The following is a 26,266-nucleotide window of genomic DNA, read 5'->3' as shown; positions in this document are numbered from 1 at the left end:
ATGGAAAATGAATTATTGAAGAAATCTATTAAATTAGCAAAGAAAACATTAATTAAAACCATAAAACAAACCAATAATCCAGAAATTATCCAAGATGGTTTGTATATTTTAAATGTTGTTACTAAACATAGTATTTTTATGCAAGCATTAGGTCTATTAATTGTTAATGAAAAATTAAGTCCCGAGTTATTTATTCGTCATTTAATTTCTTGCAAAGCTATAGTTTGTAGTCAAATTTATCTTTTTGATTTAGAAATTAAAAAAATTAAAAATCTGAAAGTAATTAATGAATTTTTTCAAAACTTAGCAGTTAGTTCTGCAATTAAATCACCAATTGAATTACAATTACAAGATACCTATAATAGTAAAATTAAAAATATTGACGAGTTAAAAGGTTTAGAATTAATAAGAAATGAAAAATTTTATCTTCTCGCCCATCTGATTGGTAATTCATTTGAATCGGTAGCAATTTTTAATCACAAAGAAAATAACAAAACTTATTATTATAATTTTGGTTTTTATTTAGCATTATATTTTTTATTACATCGTGAAACCTTAGCCCGAAAAGCTAAAATTCCTTCTTTATTAGACCAATTACCAACACAAAATCTTTTAATTGTAAAGCTTAATATTATGGAAAAATATATTAATGCTATTGCTACAATATATCCTTTAGAATTTAACGAATTTATTATCCTCAATAACAAATCAATAAACAAAATGAAAAATTTATCGTAAGTGAAGAACAACAATGAAAAAAATCCGATTAGATATATTATTAGTTCAAAAAGAATTATTTCATTCTCGAACTGAAGCTCAAAGTGCCATTATTAATCATCAAGTACTTGTAAATGAGGAATTAATTATTAAGTCAGGAACTTTAGTTGCCCTTAACAGTATTATTAGAATAAAAAAACAAGATAATCAATTTGTTTCTCGTGGGGGATATAAATTAAGTAAAGCTCTTAAAGCGTTTAATATCAATTTAGAAAATCTTGTATGTTTAGATATCGGTTCTTCTACGGGTGGTTTTACTGATTGTATGTTACAAAATCAAGCAAAATTGGTTTATAGTTTAGATGTCGGTACTAATCAATTAGCTTGAAAATTACGAATTCACCCCCAAGTAATTGTTATGGAAAACACTAATTTTCGTTATGTTAAGAAAGAAATGTTTAAAAAAAATATTAGTTTTTGTGCTATTGATGTTGCCTTTATTTCATTAACAAAAATTATTCCGGTTTTAACAGAAATTTTAATGCCCCAAGGTCAATTAGTTTGTTTAATTAAACCACAATTTGAAAGTAGGAAAACGCAAATTGAAAAGGGGGGCGTTGTTAAAAACCCCATAGTGCATTATCAAGTATTAAATAATTTAATTGCTTTTTTTAAAGAATATGGTTTTTCTTTACAAGGTTTAATTTATGCTGAATTATACTTGTAAGTGCAAGTAAATAAAATTGCAAAAGATTTCATATAAAAATTTCATGATGCTAAGTTTATTTTAGAAAAAGTAAATTTAAGGAGTTTTTATATGGGATACAAACATCTTGGCATAGATGAAAGAATTTATATTGAGAATCAATTGAAATTTAAAGTAAAAATTAGTGAAATAGCTAAAAATCTTAATCGAAGTATTAGTACTATTAATCGAGAAGTTAATAGAAATAAAGATAATAATCATTATTTTTCATTAATTGCACAAAATAAAGCAGAAAATAGAAAACAATTACATGTTTATTTTCATAAATTTAAAAATAGAGAATTAGTAAAATATGTACAACAAAAATTATTATTAGGTTGATCGCCTGAACAAATTTATGGCAGAATTAAAAATTTTCATCAAGAATGAATTATTAGTTTTAAAACAATTTACAATTGAATTTATTCTGGATTACTTGAAAAGGTTACTAGTAAAAATTTAAGAAGAAAAGGTAAGAAACGAAAATCTCAAGAAAATCGGGGTAAATTTAATGGTAAATCCATTAAAGAACGAAATGTTAATAATCGCATAACTCTTGGCCATTGAGAAGGTGATACTGTAGTATCATCACGAGGTAAAAGTAAATCATGTTTAATAACTTTAGTTGAAAGAACATCAAGATTTACTTTAGCAATATTAGTTGAAAATAGAACTACTAAAGTTATTAACAAAAATATTAGTCATTATTTATCAATTCTTCCAAATAATCTTGTTAAGACTATAACATTTGATAGGGGTAAAGAATTTGCTAATTGACAACAACTTGAAAAAAATTTAAATGTGAAAATTTATTTTGCTGATGCATATTCACCTTGACAAAGAGGTACTAATGAAAATACTAATGGTTTAATTAGAGAAAAATTTCCTAAAAAATTTAATTTTTCAAACACTACTAAAAATGCAGTTCATAAATTTATATTGTCTTTAAACCAAAGACCAAGAAAAATACTAAATTATCTTTCGCCAATCGAATATTTGGTTAGAAAAATAATTTAGTTGCACTTAACTTTACAATTTGGCTTATAGTCCAATCGTTGGCCACAAGAAAGGAAATATTGAATATTTAGCTCATTTATCTTTCAATAACCTTTTACAAAGCAAAGAAATTAATGTTATAAAATTAGTAGATGATGCTTTTAATACCCTTAAAAATCCCACCAAATAGATTTTATATTAACTAAAAAGGATAAGTTAAAAGATGAAAGTAATATTTTATATTGATATGAATGCTTTTTTTGCTAGTTGTCATCAAGTTATTGATCCAAGGATTGTTTCCAAACCTATTGTTGTTAGTAGTCAATCCAGAAGAGCAATTGTTGCTTCAGCTAACTATGAAGCGAGAAAATATAATATTAAAACTGCCATGCCCTTATATCAAGCAAAAGCGTTATGTCCGACATTAATTTGTATTAACATCAATCGTAAACTTTATATTGAGTATTCACATAAAATTTTCAATTTATTAGTAAATAATTTTACCAATAAAGTAGAAATAACTTCGATTGATGAATACTGTTTAGACGCAACTAATATTTATCTTCAATACAATAATGCATTTGAATGCGCTAAAGCAATCCAAAACAATATTTTAAATTCATTAAATTTACCTTGTAGTATTGGAATTTCTTATAACAAATTTTTAGCTAAAATGGCATCAAAAGTTAATAAACCATTAGGAATATTTATTTTTAAACCTCATAATATCAAAACTAAACTATGACCACTAGATATTAAAGAACTATCTGGTATCGGCAAAAAAACAACTGAAAAATTAAAAAATATTAATATTAATACTATTGGTGACTTTGCAAATAGCACTAATAACTGAGCTTTACAAGAAATAATAGGGAAAGGTTATTTTGTTCTTCAACAAATAGCTCTTGGAAAAACATCAAACATTAATGATCAGATTAATTTTCAAGAGCAAAAATCAATTAGTCATGATTTAACATTTGAATATGATACTGAAAATATTGATGAAATTAAACAATATTTATTAGATTTAACTTGCAAAGTTGTTAGTCGTGCTAAAAGTAATTCATTAGTAGGGAAGATAATTACTTTCGCTTTCAAAACTAATCGTACTCAGTGAACATCTAAACGAATTTCATTAACTGATTATACCAATGATATTGATACCATTTATTCCTCGGTTTTATATTTATTTGAAACCATTTGAAACTATCATTCAATTCGTGCCATTAGAATTAATTTAGGAAAAACAGTTAATCAATATGACTTAAATATCCAACTTGAATTATTTAATCCCGCATTATCATCCGAGAAAAAATCACAAATGACCGTACAAGAGACAATAATTAAAAAAATAAATAGACAATGAAAACAAGAAATTAGTATGACTGGTAAAAAATATTTAGACAAAATTTATTCTAAAAACAATAATAGCTATGCTACTAAAAATAAAACTAAAAAATATAAATAATAATATAATGCTGAATTATACTTGTAAGTGCAAGTAAATAAAATTGCAAAAGATTTCATATAAAAATTTCATGATGCTAAGTTTATTTTAGAAAAAGTAAATTTAAGGAGTTTTTATATGGGATACAAACATCTTGGCATAGATGAAAGAATTTATATTGAGAATCAATTGAAATTTAAAGTAAAAATTAGTGAAATAGCTAAAAATCTTAATCGAAGTATTAGTACTATTAATCGAGAAGTTAATAGAAATAAAGATAATAATCATTATTTTTCATTAATTGCACAAAATAAAGCAGAAAATAGAAAACAATTACATGTTTATTTTCATAAATTTAAAAATAGAGAATTAGTAAAATATGTACAACAAAAATTATTATTAGGTTGATCGCCTGAACAAATTTATGGCAGAATTAAAAATTTTCATCAAGAATGAATTATTAGTTTTAAAACAATTTACAATTGAATTTATTCTGGATTACTTGAAAAGGTTACTAGTAAAAATTTAAGAAGAAAAGGTAAGAAACGAAAATCTCAAGAAAATCGGGGTAAATTTAATGGTAAATCCATTAAAGAACGAAATGTTAATAATCGCATAACTCTTGGCCATTGAGAAGGTGATACTGTAGTATCATCACGAGGTAAAAGTAAATCATGTTTAATAACTTTAGTTGAAAGAACATCAAGATTTACTTTAGCAATATTAGTTGAAAATAGAACTACTAAAGTTATTAACAAAAATATTAGTCATTATTTATCAATTCTTCCAAATAATCTTGTTAAGACTATAACATTTGATAGGGGTAAAGAATTTGCTAATTGACAACAACTTGAAAAAAATTTAAATGTGAAAATTTATTTTGCTGATGCATATTCACCTTGACAAAGAGGTACTAATGAAAATACTAATGGTTTAATTAGAGAAAAATTTCCTAAAAAATTTAATTTTTCAAACACTACTAAAAATGCAGTTCATAAATTTATATTGTCTTTAAACCAAAGACCAAGAAAAATACTAAATTATCTTTCGCCAATCGAATATTTGGTTAGAAAAATAATTTAGTTGCACTTAACTTTACAATTTGGCAATTAAATAAAAATGTCTTAAAATTTTAAGACATTTTTATTTATTACTCCCCTATTGCGGATAATCTTGTCTTCGTAATACAAGAAGATTATTTATATATATAAATATACTTCCTAAAATTAAAAATACTAAAAAGAAAATAATATAAGCAATAAAAAAGACTAGTCACCCATTAGGAGAAGTTTGTTGCACATTAAAAAAGAAATATGGATAATAACGAGTTCAATCATAATCATTATTGCCTTGTTCGGTTATGATTTTAATATGACCTCGTAATAATACAAAAAAACCATAAAACATTGGGTATAGATAATAAAGATAAAGATTTTTCTTTAAGTATTTTGATAATGAAATATATGATGATGGTGCAAATAATGAGTATACTAACATTAAAATTGGTAAACAAAAATGTTGAATATGAGTGGGAATTCAGTAATTACGATAAGCAAATTTTTTTGTTAAGTCGTTAATTGGTGGTGGACCAATAATAATAGCTACATAATAAGAAATCATTGCAATTACTAAAAATATATTAGTAAAATTACGAATATGAAAATTAGTCGCCCATTGTAAAGCAATATTAGGTTTTAAATAATAAATGATATTTAATAAACTATAAAATAATACAATTACTGTTGATTGCATACTTCAATAACCAAAAAAATCTCATGCTAAAACATCAGAAGAATATTCAGGATTTATTAATGCTTCATTGAAAACTAAAAATCAATAATGTCACGATAAACTTCCTAAAGAAACTATAAAAAATGATAATTGAACATAGAAATGGTAGTTTTGATACCATTTAGGATAATTATGAACACTGGTTAACATTTTTAAATTTTTCTCTCCTTCTCTTTTTGATTAATATTGGCACCAATTATTATTGGATAAAGTTTTAATCTATTGGATAATTTAATAAATAAATAAAATGAAATTTTTTTAATTGCCAAATTGTAAAGTTAAGTGCAACTAAATTATTTTTCTAACCAAATATTCGATTGGCGAAAGATAATTTAGTATTTTTCTTGGTCTTTGGTTTAAAGACAATATAAATTTATGAACTGCATTTTTAGTAGTGTTTGAAAAATTAAATTTTTTAGGAAATTTTTCTCTAATTAAACCATTAGTATTTTCATTAGTACCTCTTTGTCAAGGTGAATATGCATCAGCAAAATAAATTTTCACATTTAAATTTTTTTCAAGTTGTTGTCAATTAGCAAATTCTTTACCCCTATCAAATGTTATAGTCTTAACAAGATTATTTGGAAGAATTGATAAATAATGACTAATATTTTTGTTAATAACTTTAGTAGTTCTATTTTCAACTAATATTGCTAAAGTAAATCTTGATGTTCTTTCAACTAAAGTTATTAAACATGATTTACTTTTACCTCGTGATGATACTACAGTATCACCTTCTCAATGGCCAAGAGTTATGCGATTATTAACATTTCGTTCTTTAATGGATTTACCATTAAATTTACCCCGATTTTCTTGAGATTTTCGTTTCTTACCTTTTCTTCTTAAATTTTTACTAGTAACCTTTTCAAGTAATCCAGAATAAATTCAATTGTAAATTGTTTTAAAACTAATAATTCATTCTTGATGAAAATTTTTAATTCTGCCATAAATTTGTTCAGGCGATCAACCTAATAATAATTTTTGTTGTACATATTTTACTAATTCTCTATTTTTAAATTTATGAAAATAAACATGTAATTGTTTTCTATTTTCTGCTTTATTTTGTGCAATTAATGAAAAATAATGATTATTATCTTTATTTCTATTAACTTCTCGATTAATAGTACTAATACTTCGATTAAGATTTTTAGCTATTTCACTAATTTTTACTTTAAATTTCAATTGATTCTCAATATAAATTCTTTCATCTATGCCAAGATGTTTGTATCCCATATAAAAACTCCTTAAATTTACTTTTTCTAAAATAAACTTAGCATCATGAAATTTTTATATGAAATCTTTTGCAATTTTATTTACTTGCACTTACAAGTATAATTCAGCAATTATAAAACAAATAAAATAAATTATTATTAAATGCCCCAAAGTTCATAGTAATAATAAAAATCAATGTGAATAAATAGCAGAAATTAAAGAAATAAAAAAAGTTGCACGAAAATCACGACTAAAATCTAAAATATAAGTTAAAGCGATGCCACATGGCATCATTATTATTGTGGTATTAAATATATTATTACTTTTTAATCCAATTTTATTTTGCGAATTAGTTTCTAAAGTACTTAAAACTGTTAATAACAGAAAACTAATTAATAAATAATTTATACCAATAGTACTATGACTATAAAATATTAATTGACTAGTAAAATAAATAATAATAACTAAAAAAACTACCATTAACTGTCACATTAATAAATAATTATGTGCAAGTTTTTTTAAATAAAATGAACCTTGAAAATAATGAAAACATAAACCAATCATAAAAGCACAAAGAAAAAATATTCCTGCAATAACAGTAGGTTCTTCTAAACTATAAAAGAAATTGCTTCGTTGATATATTCCAATTTTAGAAATGTATTGGCAGTCATATATAAGAACAGTAATCGATAAAGCAATAACTATTACTAAAACAACTACTAATAATGTTATAAGCGTAATAGTAATCATTTTAGTTTTTCTAATGATATTTCCTTTAAATAATACGAGACGAATTAAATAACAAACCATAAAAAGTAATGTTACATAAATACTTCCGCGTTCATATGTTAAATAACTTAAAAAATCCATTATTGCTAAATATTGTTCTGGTAATCCTGTTCAATGACCATAAACACCAATAAAATTAATTACTACCATTAGCAACGCCATCATAATCATTAGTGAAATAATAAAAAATCATATTCAATGTGCTTGCTTTTTAGTTCATTTAAAACTAATACTAAAATATCCTAAAAGCATTACATTTAAAGTTAAAAAAATATTTTTAAGAACTAACAAATATTCTTCAAAATCAATCATAAAACTAGCAAAAAAAAGATTAGTTTGTAAAAATAAATATAAAATTGTTGTTGTAATAAATCCTATTTGTAAAATTACTTTATTATTTTTCATCTTGAAATACATCCAATATTCTACTTTGATAATTTCATCAAGGTTGAATTTCACCTAAAATATTTTTATAAGTTTTTAATATTGGTAATCCTAAAGCACTGGCAATTATTGGTGTTAGATCCATATTACTAATTTGATATCCCAATATGCCATTTTTTCTATTATGAGGATGATACATTATAAAAGGAATTTGTAATTCTAATGGTGCATAAAAAGTATGATTCTTACCAATATGTCCGTGATCAGAAACAAAAATTAATAAGTAATTATCATATTCTGCCCTTTTTAAAGCATTTAATATATTTTCTAGTCACATATCAACATTACTAAGCAAATACTGGTCATAATAACCGCTATTACTATATTTAGCGTGTGCTAATAAATCAGTACTAGCTAAATATAGAAATGATAACGGACCTAACTTTTTATCCTTAGTATCATTTAAAAATAAGTTAACAGCTGCTTGATCTATTTTTACTAACCGATCGTATGACCCAGGCAAAGAATTATATATACTCATCCGATCTAGTTGTGTGTGTTGTAAAATATCTAAAACCTTATCTTGTTTAAAAAAACCCTCTTGATATTTTTTCTTTGAATTATTAATATTTTCCTTAATATTATCTTGAATATTAGCAGCAATTTTCTTGTTCCACGCCCTACTGGCATATTGGCGATATAATTCACTTTTTAAGATTACATCCATTGTAAAATCATAAGTCCCATAATATTGCGAAGAATTATGACTATTTTTTGTATTAAACATATCAATATACTTCATAATTGATAATGGTGGTACTTTTAATGGGTTTCAATAACATTTTGAATTATGATTATCAATTCATCAATTATCTTGGTCTTGTTGCAAATATTGACTACAATCGGTTACCTCGTGATTATTTCAGTGTTTTTTTTGAATATCATCACTAGTAGCAGTTAAGACCGAAGACCAATTAGAATCCGAATGAATTGTTCCATTATTTAATGCTGTTTTACTATAAATTCCTTTATTAATAATTTTTTGGAAATTAGGATATTTATTTTTAAATACATTAGCAGAAGATACACCATCAACACCAACAAGAATAACATTATCAACCGGTTTATTTAAATTTAAATTATTGCCAAATTGTAAAGTTAAGTGCAACTAAATTATTTTTCTAACCAAATATTCGATTGGCGAAAGATAATTTAGTATTTTTCTTGGTCTTTGGTTTAAAGACAATATAAATTTATGAACTGCATTTTTAGTAGTGTTTGAAAAATTAAATTTTTTAGGAAATTTTTCTCTAATTAAACCATTAGTATTTTCATTAGTACCTCTTTGTCAAGGTGAATATGCATCAGCAAAATAAATTTTCACATTTAAATTTTTTTCAAGTTGTTGTCAATTAGCAAATTCTTTACCCCTATCAAATGTTATAGTCTTAACAAGATTATTTGGAAGAATTGATAAATAATGACTAATATTTTTGTTAATAACTTTAGTAGTTCTATTTTCAACTAATATTGCTAAAGTAAATCTTGATGTTCTTTCAACTAAAGTTATTAAACATGATTTACTTTTACCTCGTGATGATACTACAGTATCACCTTCTCAATGGCCAAGAGTTATGCGATTATTAACATTTCGTTCTTTAATGGATTTACCATTAAATTTACCCCGATTTTCTTGAGATTTTCGTTTCTTACCTTTTCTTCTTAAATTTTTACTAGTAACCTTTTCAAGTAATCCAGAATAAATTCAATTGTAAATTGTTTTAAAACTAATAATTCATTCTTGATGAAAATTTTTAATTCTGCCATAAATTTGTTCAGGCGATCAACCTAATAATAATTTTTGTTGTACATATTTTACTAATTCTCTATTTTTAAATTTATGAAAATAAACATGTAATTGTTTTCTATTTTCTGCTTTATTTTGTGCAATTAATGAAAAATAATGATTATTATCTTTATTTCTATTAACTTCTCGATTAATAGTACTAATACTTCGATTAAGATTTTTAGCTATTTCACTAATTTTTACTTTAAATTTCAATTGATTCTCAATATAAATTCTTTCATCTATGCCAAGATGTTTGTATCCCATATAAAAACTCCTTAAATTTACTTTTTCTAAAATAAACTTAGCATCATGAAATTTTTATATGAAATCTTTTGCAATTTTATTTACTTGCACTTACAAGTATAATTCAGCCTTGCACTTACAAGTATAATTCAGCTAACTAAAAAATTAATCTTTTTATCACTATCAGAAATAATATCACGAGAATTTTTTTCTCTTAATTGAAATAATACCGTAACTTGCCCAAAACTTTTACCAGCAGCCGTTATTACTTTATCATTTCAATCGCTTTCATTAGGAACGATTAATAATTCATAATTGCCTTTATAAATATCTTTTGTTTTATTTTGTAAATAATTTATGAACTCAGACATAGTTGCAAGAGGTTCATTAATCATTGTTTTATTTTCAGGAAATATCCTTCCAAGTTCTGAATGAATATAATCTTTTATTTCTTCACCTGTTGAAGCCAAGACCTTAACAGTAATAGTTTTTGTTTCTAAAATTTCACAATTATGAATTGCTTGAATTTTAACTTGGACATCATAATCACTAATATAAACTTTTTTTCAATCTAAAACTTCATATTTTATCTTAACACCAACTGGTGGCATTTCCGTAACTAAATTTCTAACTACTTGTTCAATATCTTGCTCATTTTTATAAGCACGAGTTTCAGCAATACTATTAAACTTATTTAAATAGTTACTTACTTCGTTTTTAATTTTTTCACTACAAGTAATCGCCTTAACTTTAAGCTTAACTTCACCAACCTCAGTAGTATTATTCATTAGACTTGGTACATAACCTTTAATTTTATCTACTATTTTGATAATTATTTTTTAGATGAAATACAAATGTTAGATAAATACAAAGATAAAAATGAATTTTATAGTTTAGTCGGCATAAAATGTTATAGTTATGTACCAAGTCTATTGCTTTAACAACAACTTCTAAGTCAACATTTGATAATTCACTAGTAGCGACTAAATCTCAATGCAAAACTTTACTAACAATTGTAATTCCTTTTGGCGGTGAAATATCAACTAATTCTTTAATGGCTTCCATAACTTCATCTTCATTATGATAATATTTAGGCACATCAATATTTTTAAACTTACTTAAATAAGATTTAATCGCACTTTTTAATTCCTTAACTTTCACATTAACTTGAATAGTATTAATTTCTTTACCATCCTTTATTGCTTTAACAATAACTACGGCATCAAAACTTCCAGATACATAGGGGTCTTTTCAATTTAACACTTCATATTCTATCGTAATATTATTAGGAACTACAGCAACAACGGAATTTTTTACAGCTTCAATCACTTCTTCTTTACTAAAATAACAATTTTCTTCAAGAATATCTTTAAAATTATCCAAATAATTCTTAATCGGTTCAAATAAACCCCATACCTTAACAACAATATCCTTTGTTTTAATTAAAACTGTATGATGTAATATTGATATTTTTACTTTCAGCGCATAAAAAACCGTTGGTTCTGTTTGCATCACTTGCTCTCAATCATTATTATCAATTTCAATATTAACCCTTAAATCATTTTCTTTATTATTAGGTATCTGTTGCTGTAATGCATATGTCATTTCTTTAATTGAATGATAATGAAAGACATTCTCAATAGTTTTAAACTTATTTAAAATATTACTAGCTTCGTTATCTAAAACCCGACGATGCTTTTCATTAATAGTAATTTTCCTTTCAATTTTAACTTCGGTTTTATTTTTATCAATCGCTTTTCCTTTTAAAATAACATTAACATTAATGACATCAACATCCTTCAAAACCATAATATTATTATCTTTTAATTCAATCGTAACATCACTAACATATAAAAATAATAATCCCGCAATACAATCTGATAACTTTTTGGTAATTAAATTAACAATATTATCGCCAACAATAGTTTGTTCTAAAAACAAAGGGTTAAGAACTTTATTTGTTAATTCATTAGTTGCTGCCGCAAGCTTCGCATTTTTTATTTTAAAATTGTCATCATTAAAACTACCTGTATTACAACCAATTATTGTGCTTATTGGTGTAATAATAAAAGTAAAAGTTAGTAACTGCTTTAAAATTCTATTCATTTAAATCAACACATTCCCTTCATATAACAAATAAAAAGTAATTAAAATTATACTATTGATAATAATACTTTTATAGATAATTTAATAATTACTTTTACTTGCTATTATTTTAATCACTTTAAAATAAAAATACAAGCATTTAACCACTTAATATCAAAAAGGAACAACATCATCATAAATTGTTCCTAATTATTTTATTATTTAATTTTAACGAGCAACCTCATTAGCTCTTAATTCTCTAATAACAGTGATATGAATATCGCCAGGAATGGTAATTTCTTTTTCAATTTTAATTTTCACATCATGAGCAATTTTATAAACCTTAGCATCACTAACCTTACCAGGATCAACAATAATTCTAATTTGTCTTCCAGCTTGAACAGCATAAGATTTTTGTACCCCAGGAATTGATTGACAAATTTCTTCAATTTGTTGCATTCTTTGAATAAACTCTTCTAAAGAGTTATTTCTTGCTCCCGGTCTAGCTGCCGATAAAGTATCCGCTGCCATTACTAAAACCGCATAAATACTTTGCGGACTAACCTCACCATGGTGCGCATGAATAGCATTAATAATTAGCGGGTGTTCACCATATTTTTTTGCTAATTGCACCCCCAAATTAACATGCGAACCATCCATTTCATAATCAATTGCTTTACCAATATCATGTAATAAACCCGCTCTTCTTGCTAATTTTTCATCCAATCCTAACTCAGCAGCCATTGTTCCTGCCAATTTTGCTACTTCAATACAATGCTGTAAAGCATTTTGACCAAAACTAGTACGATATCGTAATCTTCCAAGATAATAAACTAATCCAAGCTTCATATTAGTAATTCCTAAGTCATTAAGTACCTTTTGTCCAGTTTCTTGAATTAAAGTTTCCAACTCATCTTGGGTTTTCTTTAAAACTTCTTCAATTCTTATTGGTTGAATTCGCCCATCGCGCATTAATGAATTTAAAGTTCGAACCGCAATCTCTCGTCTAATCGGATTAAAAGATGCCACTTGAATCACTTCTGGAGTATCATCAATAATAATATCAACACCTGCCGCTTGTTCAAGAGCCTTAATATTTCTACCTTCTTTACCAATAATTCGTCCCTTCATTTCATCATTAGGTAACTTAACAAATGCTGTTGTTTTTTCAGCAACAACATCATGGGCATACTTTTCAATAGCAACAGCAATAATATTGTCAGCAATATTTTTTGCTTTAATTTTAGCATCATTTTCACGATTTTTAATTAACTGTCCTAACTCTAAATCAAGTTTCTCCTCTAATTCCTTAAACAAAACTACTTTTGCTTCTTGTTGACTAAGTCCCGCAACTTTTTCTAATTCCAAAACAATTTTGTCTAACTTATCATAATAGTTTTCTTCAATTTTTTTAATATTATCTTTTTTTTGAAGAATTTCACGATATTGAGATTCCAACACTTCTTCGCGTTCAATAATATTTTTTTCGCGTTTCATTAATAAGGCTTCATAATTATTACTTTGACTTCTTCTTTGTTCTAAATCCATTGCTACTTCTTTTTTCATTTGCGCAATTTCTACTTTGATATCTGCCTTTGCTGATTGAATAATATTTTTTGCTTCTCGTTCTGCTTGCTCCAATTTTATTTGACTCTTTTTATCATTACTAGTACGAACAAAATACTTAATTAACAGACCAACGCCAATGCCAATCGCCAATGCCAAAAAAATTCCAACCAAAAGACCGAATTCTAATTTACTCATAAATTTTCCTTTCTGAATAGTTAATTTTCTTTTCAAATTATTAATAAAATTTAATTTTTTTTTTTAAATAATAGATAATTAGTTTAAAACATTACTTTAATGTTTACCTATTAATAATATCATTTTTTAATAACTAATTAAATACCAATATCAAGATTAAAAAACAAAAAGCAAGTCATTTGTTAAAAGACTTGCGATTAAACATTACTTAACAGTCTGTAATCACTCAGCAACATTACAATGCAACTGTTCTTGTAAATCAACATTAGCAATAAAAAATTCTCTAACCTTATCACGACCTAAACCAAGTTTCTGCTCACCATAATTATATCAAGAACCATTTTTTTGCAAAATATTAGCCTTTAAACCTAATGAAATCAATTCTTCTAACTTACATATTCCCCGATCAAAGTAAATATCTAAAACTGTCATTTGAAAAGGAGCAGCAACTTTATTTTTAACAATTTTAACTTTAGTTTTATAACCAACCAATTGATTATTAAGCAGAATTTGTTCACTTCTTCTTAATTCAACTCGTAATGATGAATAAAATCTTAATGCTCTACCTCCGGGGGTTATTTCTGGATTACCAAAAATAATTCCTACTTTTTCTCTAATTTGATTAATAAAAAAAACCAAACAATTAGTTTTAGCAATATATGAATTTAACTTGCGTAATGCCTTTGACATTAATCGCGCTTGCGCACCAATTGTTTGATCAGACATTTCACCATCTAATTCAACTTGGGGAGTTAATGCTGCCACAGAATCAATTACAATCAAATCAATAGCATTTGATTTAACAAAAACTTCTAATATCCCTAACGCTTGCTCACCTGAATCTGGTTGAACAATTATTAATTGTTCTAAAATAACACCAATTTTTTGAGCATAATTTGGGTCTAACGCATGTTCTACATCAATAAAAGCCGCTTTACCATTACTCTTTTGAACTTCACTAATGGCATGTAATGCCAAAGTGGTTTTTCCTGAAGATTCAGCACCATAAACTTCAATAACTCGGCCCCGAGGATACCCACCAATCCCAATTGCCATATCCAATAATAAACTTCCCGAACTAATGACATTATCTTTGGATGGCAGTTTTTTATTCATATCTACAACCGCATCCCGACCATATTCTTTAATAATTGTTTGTAATGCTTGTTGTAAAAGTTCTTCGCGATTAATAATTTCGGTAGTATTTGTTTTATTTTTTGACATTTTCTTACCTCCACTAAATAAATTAACAAAAAAAATAAACTTTTCCTAGTTTATTTTAAATTTTCTTTAATTAATTCTTTAGTTAATTTAACACATTTATTAATAATTTGTTTGCGATTTCCCGATAATTGATATTCATAAACTAAACATTTGTTATTATAAGCCAATGCAATATATACTAAACCTAATGGCTTATTTTCATGATTTTCAGGACCAGCATTACCAGTAAAACTAATTGCCATATCACTATCAAATAAATTTTTTGCGTTTTGTGCCATTTCAATAGCTGTTTCAACACTAACAGCACCAAATGATTGTAAAGTTGTTAACTGAACTCTTGCTAAATGAACTTTAGAATGAGCACTATAAGCTATTAACCCACCACGAAATACTTTACTAGCTCCTTCCGTCTTAACTAATGCTTCACTAAAAGCTCCTCCTGTAATACTTTCACAACTACTAATGGTTAAATTTTTCTTTTCTAATAATTTAACTAAATCGTGCAACTTTTTTTCCTCCTAATTAGTATTTATTTTTGATTGCTTTGTTTAATTCCAAGAATATAAGTAATTGCACTCCAAATTGAAAGCAATAATGATAAATACATTGGTATTAAAATAATATGATACTTTCATGAACCTCAACCACTATCTCATCCAAATCAAATATGATTAATAAAAAATAATAATGTTAACCCCACCATTTGCATTAGCGTTTTTAATTTACCATAATAATTAGCAGCAATAACAACTTTCTTAGTTGCTAAAAACATTCTTATCCCATCAAGCAAAATATCGCGAGAAATCAAAATTAATGTTACTCAAACCGGAATAATTTGCGGAATTGTCATAATAATTAAAACACCACTAGTCAACATCTTATCAGCAATCGGATCAGCAATCTTACCAAAGTTTGTTACTTGATTATTTTTTCTAGCAAGATAACCATCTAATCAATCACTAAAACAAGCAATAATAAAAAGGAACCCTGCAATAATTCAAAGAATATTAATTTTAACATTACTATCAATACTAATACTACCACTAACAAAATTATAGTTATCAAATGGTCCGCCTAACAACATTAAAATTAAAATTATTGGTACTAAAATAATTCGTACTAATGTTATTTTATTTGGTAAATTCATTAGCAACCCTCCTATATTAAATAATTATAACCTAAAAATAAAAAAACGAGATTAAAAATCTCATAAGCCACATTCTGTTCTTAAAGACATCAATGCTTTAAGTGCTAATCATTTATCTATATTAATTAACCTTTAAATGTTAACAAATATCCATTAATTACTTATCATTCGCAATTAATAGTTCCCCTACCATAATTTGGGTTTCTCACTTATGGGGTTTACCGCGTTCCACTCTAATAATTTCTCATTAGCATCGTCACTATGGCACTTTTATAAACTACTAAACCATATTAAATAATTAACTTAGGTTATTAATTAGCCATCTAAGAAACAGCAGATGCTATTTCTTATCCTTGGATTATTTTTTATCCAAGCATAAACATTACTAGCATCACAGCTAGTGTGAGTGTGGACTTTCCTCTATTAAAAATAAATTTCTAACAGCGATTAGCACGGATTTTTAATCTCATATCCATTTTACTATTTATTAACTTTACTTTCAAGTTTACTTAACCGATTTATGATATCAACATTTCGTAAACCTTTTTCTTCTAACTTATCTCGTTGTTGCATAACAATTTCATAATTACTTTTTAACTTTTCATGTTCTTCAATTATTTCTTTAAGTTTTTCTTTTAAACGCGAAATTTCATCAATATGAGTTTCCATAATTTTATTAAAAGCATCATAATCTTTTTGAACAATATCTAAAAACCGATCAACTTCTTGGGCATCATAACCTTTAAAATTAATTTGAAATTCTTTTTCTAAAATATCCTCTTTTGCCAATTTAAAACTATTATCATTTTTCATAAAATTATTCCTCCTTTTTTATGGCATCAATCATATCAGTAATTAATCAATTAAATTGTGATAAACCTTTTTTATTACTAGAATTTAAAATCAATTGTTGTAATTTAATAAAATTAGTTTTTTTATTATTACTTTTTAACGATTGCACCTTATTAATTAAATTTTCATCATTCAAATGTTGCTCAATAAATAATTTTTGTTCAAAAGATAACGGTGTTACTAAAACACTATTAATATCAACAAACTTATCTTCAATAATTACATTATCATCTTGCAACATCTGAAAAATCCTATTAAATAATGGCGTTAATGACATTGTTAACTTATCATTAAAATTACTAATTTGTAAATAATCTTTTTCTAATAATTGAACTAATAATTTATCAATTTTGTTAACATCAAAATTAGAAAAATTTTCTAATTCCCGCGGAGTTATAAATTGATATTCTTCCGATAATAAATGCATTAGTAATAATAAAATAATTAATTCATCTTCAGTAATTAAAAGAACCTTATAAAACTGTAATAAAAGTCTTCACTTATGAAAAATATTTAACGAATTTATGTTCATTATTTTTATTCAATTGGAAAATGTTTTAAAAAGTCGTTAATTACAATTTGCGGATTTTCATATAAATAAAGAATTTTATATAATAATGCAAATAAAGGGAGGTTTAACTTTAATTTTAGCATTTGTTCATTAACCAACCGACAAGTACCAAAACCTTCAACAGTTTTTTGCAATTGCTTAATAACAGTTTCTGGATCATTAGTTTTTCCAATTTCATAACCAAATTGATAATTACGAGATTTCGGTGACATTGCTGTTAAAATTAAATCACCAATTCCAGCTGGCGTTAAAAATGTTTCTGACTTTCCCCCCATTTTATTACTAAATTTAATTGCTTCATTTAAACCAATAGTAATAAAAGATGCGACAGTATTATCACTAGCATTTTGACCTTTTAACATTCCCGAAATAATCGCAACAACATTTTTTAATGCACTAGCACATTCAACACCAATAAAATCATTAGTAATCGTCACCGAAAAATTTTCACTATTAAAATATTGTTGAACTTTTTTTGCATATAATAAATTCTCACTAACCGCTGTTACTTGTGTGGAAAATCTTTGAACAATTTCAATCGCAATACTAGGGCCATATAGTCCTGACAAATCTTCAATAATATCAGGATTTAAATTTTTGCGAATTGTTAATGATAACCTTTCACCACTATTAGGGTCAAAACCTTTAGCAATATTAATAAAATGCACTGGATAAGTTACTAACTCATTAATTTGCTGACAAACACTAGGTAAAACCAGCGAAGGAACCGCAAAAACAATAACTTTAGCATCACATAAAGCTTGTTTTAAATCATTAGTCGCCACAATATTTTCATTTAAACGAATTTCTTGAAAATATTTACTATTTTGATGATTATTATTAATATCATCAACTTCACTTTTTTCAATACCATACATTAATACTTCATTTTTATTATCTGCTAAAACTTGTGCCAAAGCACTAGCAAATGCACCAGTTCCTAAAATAATAATTTTTTGCATTCTTTTACCTTCCTTAAATATTTATTTTCTTTGACGAAAAATCAATCGTAAAGGAATTCCTTGAAAGTCAAAATATTCTCGTAACTGATTTTCCAAAAATCTTGCATATGAAAAATGTAAATGCTTCGGGTTATTAACAAATAAAACAAAAGTAATCGGTTGCTTACTTACTTGCGTAGCATAATATATCTTTAATCGTTCACCTTGAAAAATAGGTGGTTGATGTAATAATTGAGCCTTACTAAGAATTTCATTAACAACACTAGTTTGAATTCGTAAATTTTGTTTTTCTTGAATCTTATTAATATTTTGAAAAATCTTTCCAAGATGGACATTTTTTAATGCCGAAACAAAAATTACAAAAGCATAATGAAGATATTTAAAATGAACTTGAATTTCTTTACGAAAATCATCTAAGGTTTTTTTTGTTTTTTCCATTTCATCATATTTGTTAACAACAATAATTACCGGTTTATAACCCTCTTTCGCAATGGCACCAATTTTAGCATCTTGTTCTCTAATACCTTCTTTACCATCTAATACTAATAAAACAATATCACTTCGTTCCACAGCTTTTAAAGCCCGCAAAACACTATACTTTTCTAAATTTGTTTGAACTTTTCCTCGTTTTCTAATTCCCGCCGTATCAATAACAACAAATTTTTGCCCATTTCTAACAAATGAACTATCAACCGCATCAGTTGTCGTGCCTGGAACATTAGAAACCACAACCCGCGATTCATTTAATAATGCGTTTGTTAAACTAGACTTACCAACATTCGGTCGGCCAATAATAGCCATTTTAGTTTCATTTTCAAGATCTGGTTTTATTTCTAAATTTAACTGATTTAAACTAAAAATAATTTTATCTAACAAATCACCAATCCCAATCCCATGCGTTGACGAAACAGCAATTGGTTCACCAAATCCTAATTGAATAAACTCATATAGTCCATTATTAACTTGTTGATTATCATATTTATTAACAACCAAAATAACCGGTTTATTAATTCCATAAAGCATTTTAGCAATTTGTTTTTCCTCATCTTGCAAGCGTTCTTGATAGTTAGTAGTAAAAATAATAACATCCGCTTGTTCAATCGCAATTTGTGCTTGTAACAAAATTTGTTCTTGTAATTCATCATTACCAAAACCAAGACCACCTGTATCTACTAATCAAAATTCACGATTAAGTCATTGTGCCTTTTGATAAATCCGATCCCGCGTAACTCCTACTGTATCATCAACAATTGATAAACGATTTTTAATCAAGCGATTAAATAATGTTGACTTACCAACATTAGGTCGCCCAATAATAGCGACAATTGCAGAATTTTTCATTTTATTTTTTCCTAACTATGCATTTGCAAAAAGCATTGATTTCTTTTTAATTTCATAAGCCATTGTTGCAATTAAATCAACAATTTGATCTAAAGATAAATTACTATTATCAATTTCAATCGCATCATTTGCTTTCTTTAAGGGACCAACTTTACGATCGGAATCTTGACGATCACGATCTTGTAAATTATTTTGAACATTAGACAATTCTAAAACTATTCCTTGTTGTCGTGCTTGTTCCACTCTTCTTTGTGCTCTTTTACTAACTGTTGCTGTTAAAAATATTTTTAATTGCGCATTAGGTAAAACAACCGTCCCAATATCTCTCCCTGCAAGAATATAACCAAAACCTTGAACAATTGCTCTTTGACTTTTAACCATAAATGTTCTTACTGCTTTGATAGCACTAATAGGACTAACATACTCAACAACCTTTTTACTACTTAAATCATAAGAATTTTGTTTTACCCCATTCACATAAATATTGCCATTAGCATCATAACTAAATCTAATATTAGTCAACACCTTAATAACTGCTCGATTATCATCAATATCAATTTTATTTACTAAACAATAAAGTGTCAAAGCCCGATACATTAAGCCAGTGTCAATAAAAATATAATGTAACCGTTTAGCGACTAATTTAGCAGTTGTTGACTTACCACTTCCAGCTGGTCCATCAATAGCAATATTTATCTGTTTCATTTTTATTCCACCTCTATCTAATATAATGATATTATTGAATTAATAAAAGTAAAAGAACAATTAATAATGCGATAATCAAGATAATACTACCAATTATTAACAATACCAATCATTTAAAACTAATTTTTTGTTTTTTAAACCTTGTTACTAACTGATTAAATTGCTCATCAGTAATTACTGCTGAATTGGATAATAATTCTACTAACGGTTTTTTACTAGGCATTAACGCCTCGGGATGCTTTTTTAAATCTTCTTGATAGATTTTAATTACTTGCTGGGCCAATTCCGTTTCTGAAGAAATTTTAGTTTGTAAATTTTTAACAGAATTTTCTAATGCTAAAATTATTTCTTGATATTTACTTTCACTAGTACCATTTAAATGCTGTCCAAACTTATGATGATAATTATGGTCTTGTAAAATTTGCTGTAAATTAACATTATCATTTAAATCACAATCATACTTACTACGAATATCGGTTAAATATTGATTAATTTCATATCTAACTTCAAAATTAATAAAATCTTTTGAATGGTCTTGATGTAGTTGAGGACTTAATAGTTCTCATTCTTGATTAATATTATCAAGAAATTCTTGAAAATATTCCTTATCAATATGACTAAAACGCGTAATATAATCTTGCAATAACTCTTCTTCTTGCAATAATGCTTGATCTAACTCAATCTCACGATTAATTTGCTCTCGTAAGAGCGAAAATCGTTCCATCCTTGTTTGTTCAATTTTCACTACTACCGCCTCATTTCTCTAATATAATTATAATAAAATATAATAACTTGCGTTAGCATTTTTTTCAATTAATGGTCAAGTTGCTGTTATGATTAAACTATAAACTAAAGCTTCCAAACAAAATTTTATTAAATTAAATGGTAAAAAAACTACAAATAATTGATTTCGTAAAGATGCCATCCCATATAATTCCAAAATAAAAGCTCAATTTAAAAAAGTCATTCAAAATGAATTAATGATGGCTGCTAAAAAAATACTAATAATTCAAACAATAATTGTTAAAAATTTACCAGAACTATTTTTTGTTCATCCACAAAATTGAATAATAAAAAATAATGGTATTTGGACAATTAAAAATATTGAATAAAATCCTCCTGTTGCTAACATTAAAGCTAAATAAGCAATTGGACCACTAACACTAGTAATTAGCATTAACATTCAAGGAATTAAAAATACTAAAAAATAAGTATAAATAATTCCTAAAAACGGAAAAGCAATAATAATAAAAACATCAATAAATTCTAATTTTAAGTAAGGCAAAAATAAAGGCGGAATAAATTTACTAATATAACCCACTAATAAACAAATAGCTAAAAAATTAGCAATTAAAACTAGCTTTTTAATTGTTAATTGACTATCATTTTTAAATGTTACTCATAACAATCTTGTTGTCTTTCTCATTAATTTATTACTCCTTAATTAATTACCGTTATTTCAACATATTTATTGTATAATATTTTTACAAATAAAGAAAAGGAGAAAATTTATTAATGGAAAATAATAGCGTTCCTGTAATTATTGAAATTACTACTGGTAGTAGTAACAAATATGAATATAATTTTGAAACTAAAAGAATTATTTTAGATCGTGTTTTATATGGTGCTAATGTTTATCCTGCCGAATATGGTTGTATTGAAAATACTTTAGACTGAGATGGTGATCCGCTTGATGTTATTGCTTTAGCAACATATCCAACAATTGCTGGATGTCAAGCCAATGTTAGAATTCTTGGAGCCTTAGAAATGATTGATGGTGGTGAAATTGATACTAAGCTATTTGGTGTTTTAGCCGATGACCCGCATTTTAATCATCTTAAATCTTTAAAAGATGTTCCTGAACATACTTTAGCAAAAATTAAAAATTTCTTTATCCAATATAAACAGTTACAAAAAAAAGCAGTTATTGTTAAAGAATGAAAAGATGAGCAATGAGCTTTAAAAGAGTTAGCTCATTGTCGTGAACTATATACTAAATATAACGAACTTCTAATTAATGAAGGAAAAGAAAAATTACTAGAAAAATTTAAAGAAATACAAAAATAATCCCTAAGGATTATTTTTTTTCGCCATTATTTCTAATTGCTTAACTTCATTATTTGTTAATAACCGATAATGACCTTCACTAATACCACTAAGGGTTAATATTCCCACAGCAACCCGTTTTAATGCTAAAACTTTACCATTTATTGCTTTAATCATTTTCCGAATTTGTTGATTGTGACCATCTTGAATTGTTATTGCTAACATATAAGATTGTTGCTTACTATTTACTCTTAATAATTTAACTTGTACTGCTTTAGCTAAAAAATCATCATCAAATAAATTATTAATCGTTGTGGAAGTAATTTTACCTTTAACCGCTACTTCATAAACTTTATTAATGCCGTGGGTTGGATGCATAATTAAATTAGCAAAATTACCATCATTAGTTAATAATAATAACCCACTAGTATAATAATCTAATCTGCCAATCGGATAAATTCGCACAGTAATATCTTGTAAATAATCAAAGACAGTTTTTCTTCCGAGGGGGTCATCCAAAGAAGTAATACAGCCAATTGGTTTATTAAAAGCTAAATAAATATTTTCTTGTTCTGCTGGCAATAATTCACCATTAACAGTAATTTTAGCATTTACTTCAACTTTAAATCCTAATTCCGTAATAATTTGTTCATTAACTGCAACTTTACCTGCTAAAATTAATTGTTCTGCTTTTCGCCGTGAACAATAACCACGCATAGCAATTATTTTTTGTAATCGTTCTTTTTTCATTATCATTATCCTTAATTAATAAACAAATTAGTGTCTTCATCTTTATCAAAAAAAGATTCTGGTAATGGTGGTAATTTATCTAACGAAGATAAATTAAAATAATCTAAAAAATATTGACTCACACCATATAATATTGGTCGCCCCGGAGCATCACTTCTTCCCAATTCAACAATTAATTCTCGGGCTTTTAATTTAGCAACCATAAAATCACTGCTAACACCACGAATACTTTCAATTTCACTTTTTACTATTGGACCTTTATAAGCAATAATTGCTAGCGTTTCTAATGCAGCCGTTGATAATTTACTAGTTTGCTCAATAACTAATGATTCATAAATATTAAAATGTTCTTGTTTTGTCATAAACTTAAAAACATTATTATTATTCATTAATGCTATGCCTCGCGATTCATCCGCTTCTAACTGCTGTTGGATAGTAATTAACATTTCATTAACAAGATTAAGACTAAGATTTAACTTTTTAGCAATTTTTTGATTACTAATGCCTTCTTCACCAGCAATAAAAATTAATCCTTCCATTAAAGCATAATTATTCATTTTCTTCACTAAATTCACCTCGATATTTTAATGTGATGGGAGCAAACATATCTGCTTGTTCAATGTATATTTGCTGACTACGAACTAAATCCAAAATGGCACTAAAACTAACAACAAGCAAATTATTTGTAATATTATCACTTTCAACAAAAATATCATAAAGATTATAACTTTTTTGGGGATTTTGTTTTAAAAAATTAAAAATTTCTGATGCCCGCTTTTGTGGTGATATTTGTTGTTTAGCCACGCGTGTTGTTATTGGCATATTTAATTGATACCTTTTATACACTTCTTGTAATTGAAAACTCAACTGCTCTAAGTTAAAATCTCAATTAGTTTCCTTTGCTAACGATGCATATTGTTGAGAATTAGAAACAATTGCTGGTCTCGTAAAAACTTGCTGACGAACAATTTCTTGTTCTTTAAAAAAACCAGTTGTTTCTTTAATAGTTTGATATTCTAATAATTTTTGAATTAATTCTTGACGATTATCGGCTTCATAATCACTATTATCTTCTTCTAAATTAGTCTGTTGTAATAATCGCCGTGATTTTAATTCCAAAAGATATGCTGCCATTGTTAAATATTCACTAGCAATATCTAAATTTAATGTTTCCATTTTATTTAAATAATCTAAATATTGCGTTGTAATCATACTAACATCAACAGTAAAGATATCAAGATTTTTTTCTTTAATTAAATGTAAAAGTAAATCTAATGGTCCTTGAAAATTATCAATGTTAATCAGATATTTACTCATATTTAGTTATCCACCTTATCTTAATTATCTTATTGCATTATTTCATAAATAATATTATTAATTAGCGGTAAAGATTGTTCAATTGTAAATAATTCTTTTGCCATTGCTGTAAACTCACTGACATTATTAATATTAGTATATAAAGTTAATACCGTTTCATTAGCATTAACCTTTTCTTGGGTTTTTTTATTAATAAAAATTCCGGCCATATAATCAATTGATGAATAATTTGTTTCTCTTCCTGCTCCTAAATGCATTGCTAAATTACCTAAACCATAACAGTTATGAAAATTAACAAATCCTGAAACTGATGCCTTAATTTCAATAACAAATTTAACAGCATCTTTTCAAACAAAATTAGTAACAAAATCAATATCACCAGATTGCTGTTTAATAAATTGTTTAAAAATATTCAATGGCGCTAATGATTTTAGTTGCTCAATACATTTTTGTTTTGCTTCATCAAAATTACTACAAATTTCTGCTTGTAATAAACTAATTGCACTTAGAGAGGTTACAAGTTCTAACAATGCTGAATCTTGATTTTTACCTTGTAAAAATTCATATGCTTCATAAACTTCACAAATGTTACCAATCATTCTTCCTAATGGTTGATTCATATCACTAATAATAACAGCGGTTTTAACCTTTAATTCTTGAGCAATTTGTAACATTAGTCTTGCTAATTTTTTAGCATCATTTAAATTACTCATAAAAGCACCATTACCACACTTAACATCTAAAACAAGACCATCACTACCCATAGCAATTTTCTTAGCCATAATACTGGCTGCTATTAAAGGGATGGAATCAACAGTTCCCGTAGTATCTCTTAAAGCATAAACTTTCTTATCAGCCGGAGTAAAATCTTGCGTTTGACTAATAATACTCATTCCGTATTCATTAATTACTTTTAAAAAATCATTTCATTGCAAATTAACATTAAAATTAGGAATCGCTTCTAACTTATCAATTGTTCCACCAGTTTGTTCTAATCCTCTTCCAGAAATTTTTGCTACCTTAATGCCAAAACTTGCTAACAAAGGAGCATAAAGTAAACTTATTTTATCACCAACACCACCTGTAGAATGTTTATCAGCTTTAAAACCACTAATTGATGATAAATCTAATGAATCACCAGAATTAATTAATGATTTTGTTAAATCAAATGTTTCTTGATTATTTAAACCATTAAATCAAACAGTCATTAAAAAAGCACTCATTTGATAATCAGGAATATCACCCTTAGTAAAACCACTAATAATAAAATCAATTTCTTTTGTTGTTAATTGTTGATTTTGTTTTTTCTTATTAATTAAATCTAACATT

At 26.3% G+C, this 26,266-nt stretch carries 28 protein-coding genes and 1 other RNA gene; 6 read left to right on the top strand and 23 right to left on the bottom strand.

What is annotated here, in order from left to right:
- From ACFEL5_RS04515 to ACFEL5_RS04495, 5 genes are all read left to right on the top strand, one after another.
- Positions 1-738 carry a hypothetical protein gene (locus ACFEL5_RS04515; protein ID WP_342190149.1) on the top strand — a complete coding sequence of 246 codons (738 nt, stop codon included), beginning with the start codon at positions 1-3 and terminating at the stop codon, positions 736-738.
- 13 nt (positions 739-751) lie between these two features.
- Positions 752-1,444: a TlyA family RNA methyltransferase gene (locus tag ACFEL5_RS04510; RefSeq protein WP_375315081.1), complete on the top strand. Its 693-nt coding sequence runs from the start codon at positions 752-754 to the stop codon at positions 1,442-1,444.
- 90 nt (positions 1,445-1,534) lie between these two features.
- Positions 1,535-2,479, top strand: a complete 945-nt coding sequence (locus tag ACFEL5_RS04505) for an IS30 family transposase (protein WP_338966716.1) — start codon at positions 1,535-1,537, stop codon at positions 2,477-2,479.
- 202 nt (positions 2,480-2,681) lie between these two features.
- Positions 2,682-3,926, top strand: a complete 1,245-nt coding sequence (locus ACFEL5_RS04500) for a Y-family DNA polymerase (protein WP_375315080.1) — start codon at positions 2,682-2,684, stop codon at positions 3,924-3,926.
- Between the two features lie 117 nt (positions 3,927-4,043).
- Positions 4,044-4,988, top strand: coding sequence for an IS30 family transposase (locus ACFEL5_RS04495; RefSeq protein ID WP_338966716.1), 945 nt, complete (start codon positions 4,044-4,046; stop codon positions 4,986-4,988).
- A 75-nt stretch (positions 4,989-5,063) separates the two neighbouring features.
- On the opposite strand, the gene ACFEL5_RS04490 is transcribed toward ACFEL5_RS04495, so the two are convergent.
- The 19 genes from ACFEL5_RS04490 to ACFEL5_RS04400 all read right to left on the bottom strand — a co-directional run bounded on the left by ACFEL5_RS04490 (position 5,064) and on the right by ACFEL5_RS04400 (position 22,250).
- Positions 5,064-5,657 (bottom strand): hypothetical protein, encoded by a 594-nt coding sequence (locus ACFEL5_RS04490; protein ID WP_375315079.1) that lies wholly within the window; start codon positions 5,655-5,657, stop codon positions 5,064-5,066.
- A gap of 327 nt (positions 5,658-5,984) precedes the next feature.
- Positions 5,985-6,929: an IS30 family transposase gene (locus ACFEL5_RS04485; protein WP_338966716.1), complete on the bottom strand. Its 945-nt coding sequence runs from the start codon at positions 6,927-6,929 to the stop codon at positions 5,985-5,987.
- 90 nt (positions 6,930-7,019) lie between these two features.
- On the bottom strand, positions 7,020-8,102 hold the full coding sequence (locus ACFEL5_RS04480; protein ID WP_375315078.1) for a hypothetical protein: 1,083 nt from the start codon (positions 8,100-8,102) through the stop codon (positions 7,020-7,022).
- The gene (locus ACFEL5_RS04475) at positions 8,092-9,249 is read right to left on the bottom strand and encodes an alkaline phosphatase family protein (RefSeq protein WP_375315077.1); all 1,158 of its coding nucleotides are present in this window, start codon (positions 9,247-9,249) and stop codon (positions 8,092-8,094) included. Before ACFEL5_RS04475 ends, ACFEL5_RS04480 begins: the two co-directional genes overlap by 11 nt.
- Positions 9,250-10,194: an IS30 family transposase gene (locus tag ACFEL5_RS04470; protein ID WP_338966716.1), complete on the bottom strand. Its 945-nt coding sequence runs from the start codon at positions 10,192-10,194 to the stop codon at positions 9,250-9,252.
- An 80-nt stretch (positions 10,195-10,274) separates the two neighbouring features.
- Positions 10,275-10,961, bottom strand: a complete 687-nt coding sequence (locus tag ACFEL5_RS04465) for a hypothetical protein (RefSeq protein WP_375315076.1) — start codon at positions 10,959-10,961, stop codon at positions 10,275-10,277.
- Between the two features lie 25 nt (positions 10,962-10,986).
- Positions 10,987-12,279, bottom strand: coding sequence for a hypothetical protein (locus ACFEL5_RS04460; RefSeq protein ID WP_375315075.1), 1,293 nt, complete (start codon positions 12,277-12,279; stop codon positions 10,987-10,989).
- Positions 12,280-12,486: 207 nt separating this feature from the next.
- Positions 12,487-14,022: a ribonuclease Y gene (gene rny, locus ACFEL5_RS04455; protein ID WP_375315074.1), complete on the bottom strand. Its 1,536-nt coding sequence runs from the start codon at positions 14,020-14,022 to the stop codon at positions 12,487-12,489.
- 204 nt (positions 14,023-14,226) lie between these two features.
- A complete protein-coding gene (recA, locus tag ACFEL5_RS04450) occupies positions 14,227-15,246 on the bottom strand; it encodes a recombinase RecA (protein WP_342189416.1) in 1,020 nt (339 codons plus the stop codon).
- A 50-nt stretch (positions 15,247-15,296) separates the two neighbouring features.
- A complete protein-coding gene (locus ACFEL5_RS04445; RefSeq protein ID WP_342189417.1) occupies positions 15,297-15,752 on the bottom strand; it encodes a CinA family protein in 456 nt (151 codons plus the stop codon).
- 23 nt (positions 15,753-15,775) lie between these two features.
- Positions 15,776-16,393 (bottom strand): CDP-diacylglycerol--glycerol-3-phosphate 3-phosphatidyltransferase, encoded by a 618-nt coding sequence (gene pgsA, locus ACFEL5_RS04440; RefSeq protein WP_338968541.1) that lies wholly within the window; start codon positions 16,391-16,393, stop codon positions 15,776-15,778.
- A gap of 58 nt (positions 16,394-16,451) precedes the next feature.
- Positions 16,452-16,852: RNase P RNA component class B (gene rnpB, locus ACFEL5_RS04435), an RNA gene on the bottom strand.
- A 21-nt stretch (positions 16,853-16,873) separates the two neighbouring features.
- Positions 16,874-17,206: a DivIVA domain-containing protein gene (locus tag ACFEL5_RS04430; RefSeq protein ID WP_338968539.1), complete on the bottom strand. Its 333-nt coding sequence runs from the start codon at positions 17,204-17,206 to the stop codon at positions 16,874-16,876.
- 4 nt (positions 17,207-17,210) lie between these two features.
- Positions 17,211-17,777: a hypothetical protein gene (locus ACFEL5_RS04425; RefSeq protein WP_342189419.1), complete on the bottom strand. Its 567-nt coding sequence runs from the start codon at positions 17,775-17,777 to the stop codon at positions 17,211-17,213.
- 5 nt (positions 17,778-17,782) lie between these two features.
- On the bottom strand, positions 17,783-18,778 hold the full coding sequence (locus ACFEL5_RS04420; RefSeq protein WP_342189420.1) for an NAD(P)H-dependent glycerol-3-phosphate dehydrogenase: 996 nt from the start codon (positions 18,776-18,778) through the stop codon (positions 17,783-17,785).
- Between the two features lie 21 nt (positions 18,779-18,799).
- The gene (der, locus tag ACFEL5_RS04415; protein WP_375315073.1) at positions 18,800-20,119 is read right to left on the bottom strand and encodes a ribosome biogenesis GTPase Der; all 1,320 of its coding nucleotides are present in this window, start codon (positions 20,117-20,119) and stop codon (positions 18,800-18,802) included.
- A 15-nt stretch (positions 20,120-20,134) separates the two neighbouring features.
- Positions 20,135-20,824 carry a (d)CMP kinase gene (gene cmk / locus ACFEL5_RS04410; protein WP_375315072.1) on the bottom strand — a complete coding sequence of 230 codons (690 nt, stop codon included), beginning with the start codon at positions 20,822-20,824 and terminating at the stop codon, positions 20,135-20,137.
- A gap of 31 nt (positions 20,825-20,855) precedes the next feature.
- A complete protein-coding gene (locus tag ACFEL5_RS04405) occupies positions 20,856-21,569 on the bottom strand; it encodes a hypothetical protein (RefSeq protein ID WP_342189423.1) in 714 nt (237 codons plus the stop codon).
- Positions 21,570-21,596: 27 nt separating this feature from the next.
- Entirely contained in the window at positions 21,597-22,250 is a 654-nt protein-coding gene (locus ACFEL5_RS04400) for a hypothetical protein (RefSeq protein WP_342189424.1), read from the bottom strand.
- An 89-nt stretch (positions 22,251-22,339) separates the two neighbouring features.
- On the opposite strand from ACFEL5_RS04400, the gene ACFEL5_RS04395 reads away from it, so the two are divergent.
- Positions 22,340-22,891: an inorganic diphosphatase gene (locus ACFEL5_RS04395; protein WP_375315071.1), complete on the top strand. Its 552-nt coding sequence runs from the start codon at positions 22,340-22,342 to the stop codon at positions 22,889-22,891.
- 3 nt (positions 22,892-22,894) lie between these two features.
- Here ACFEL5_RS04395 and ACFEL5_RS04390 read toward each other — a convergent pair whose 3' ends face one another.
- The 4 genes from ACFEL5_RS04390 to ACFEL5_RS04375 are packed head-to-tail and all read right to left on the bottom strand — an operon-like array spanning position 22,895 to position 26,265.
- The gene (locus ACFEL5_RS04390) at positions 22,895-23,620 is read right to left on the bottom strand and encodes a pseudouridine synthase (RefSeq protein WP_375315070.1); all 726 of its coding nucleotides are present in this window, start codon (positions 23,618-23,620) and stop codon (positions 22,895-22,897) included.
- Between the two features lie 11 nt (positions 23,621-23,631).
- The gene (gene scpB, locus ACFEL5_RS04385) at positions 23,632-24,177 is read right to left on the bottom strand and encodes an SMC-Scp complex subunit ScpB (protein WP_338968945.1); all 546 of its coding nucleotides are present in this window, start codon (positions 24,175-24,177) and stop codon (positions 23,632-23,634) included.
- Positions 24,170-24,937, bottom strand: coding sequence for a segregation and condensation protein A (locus ACFEL5_RS04380; RefSeq protein WP_338968522.1), 768 nt, complete (start codon positions 24,935-24,937; stop codon positions 24,170-24,172). Before ACFEL5_RS04380 ends, scpB begins: the two co-directional genes overlap by 8 nt.
- Positions 24,938-24,966: 29 nt before the next feature.
- Complete coding sequence (locus tag ACFEL5_RS04375) at positions 24,967-26,265, bottom strand: thymidine phosphorylase (RefSeq protein WP_375315069.1); 1,299 nt, start codon at positions 26,263-26,265, stop codon at positions 24,967-24,969.
- Position 26,266: the final 1 nt, after the last annotated feature.

Origin of the sequence: Spiroplasma endosymbiont of Tipula paludosa, from assembly GCF_964264785.1 — a bacterium.
GTDB lineage: Bacteria > Bacillota_I > Bacilli_A > Mycoplasmatales > Nriv7 > Nriv7.
The sequence above is the reverse complement of the archived record's forward strand: the minus strand, read 5'-3'. Positions and strand labels throughout refer to the sequence as shown.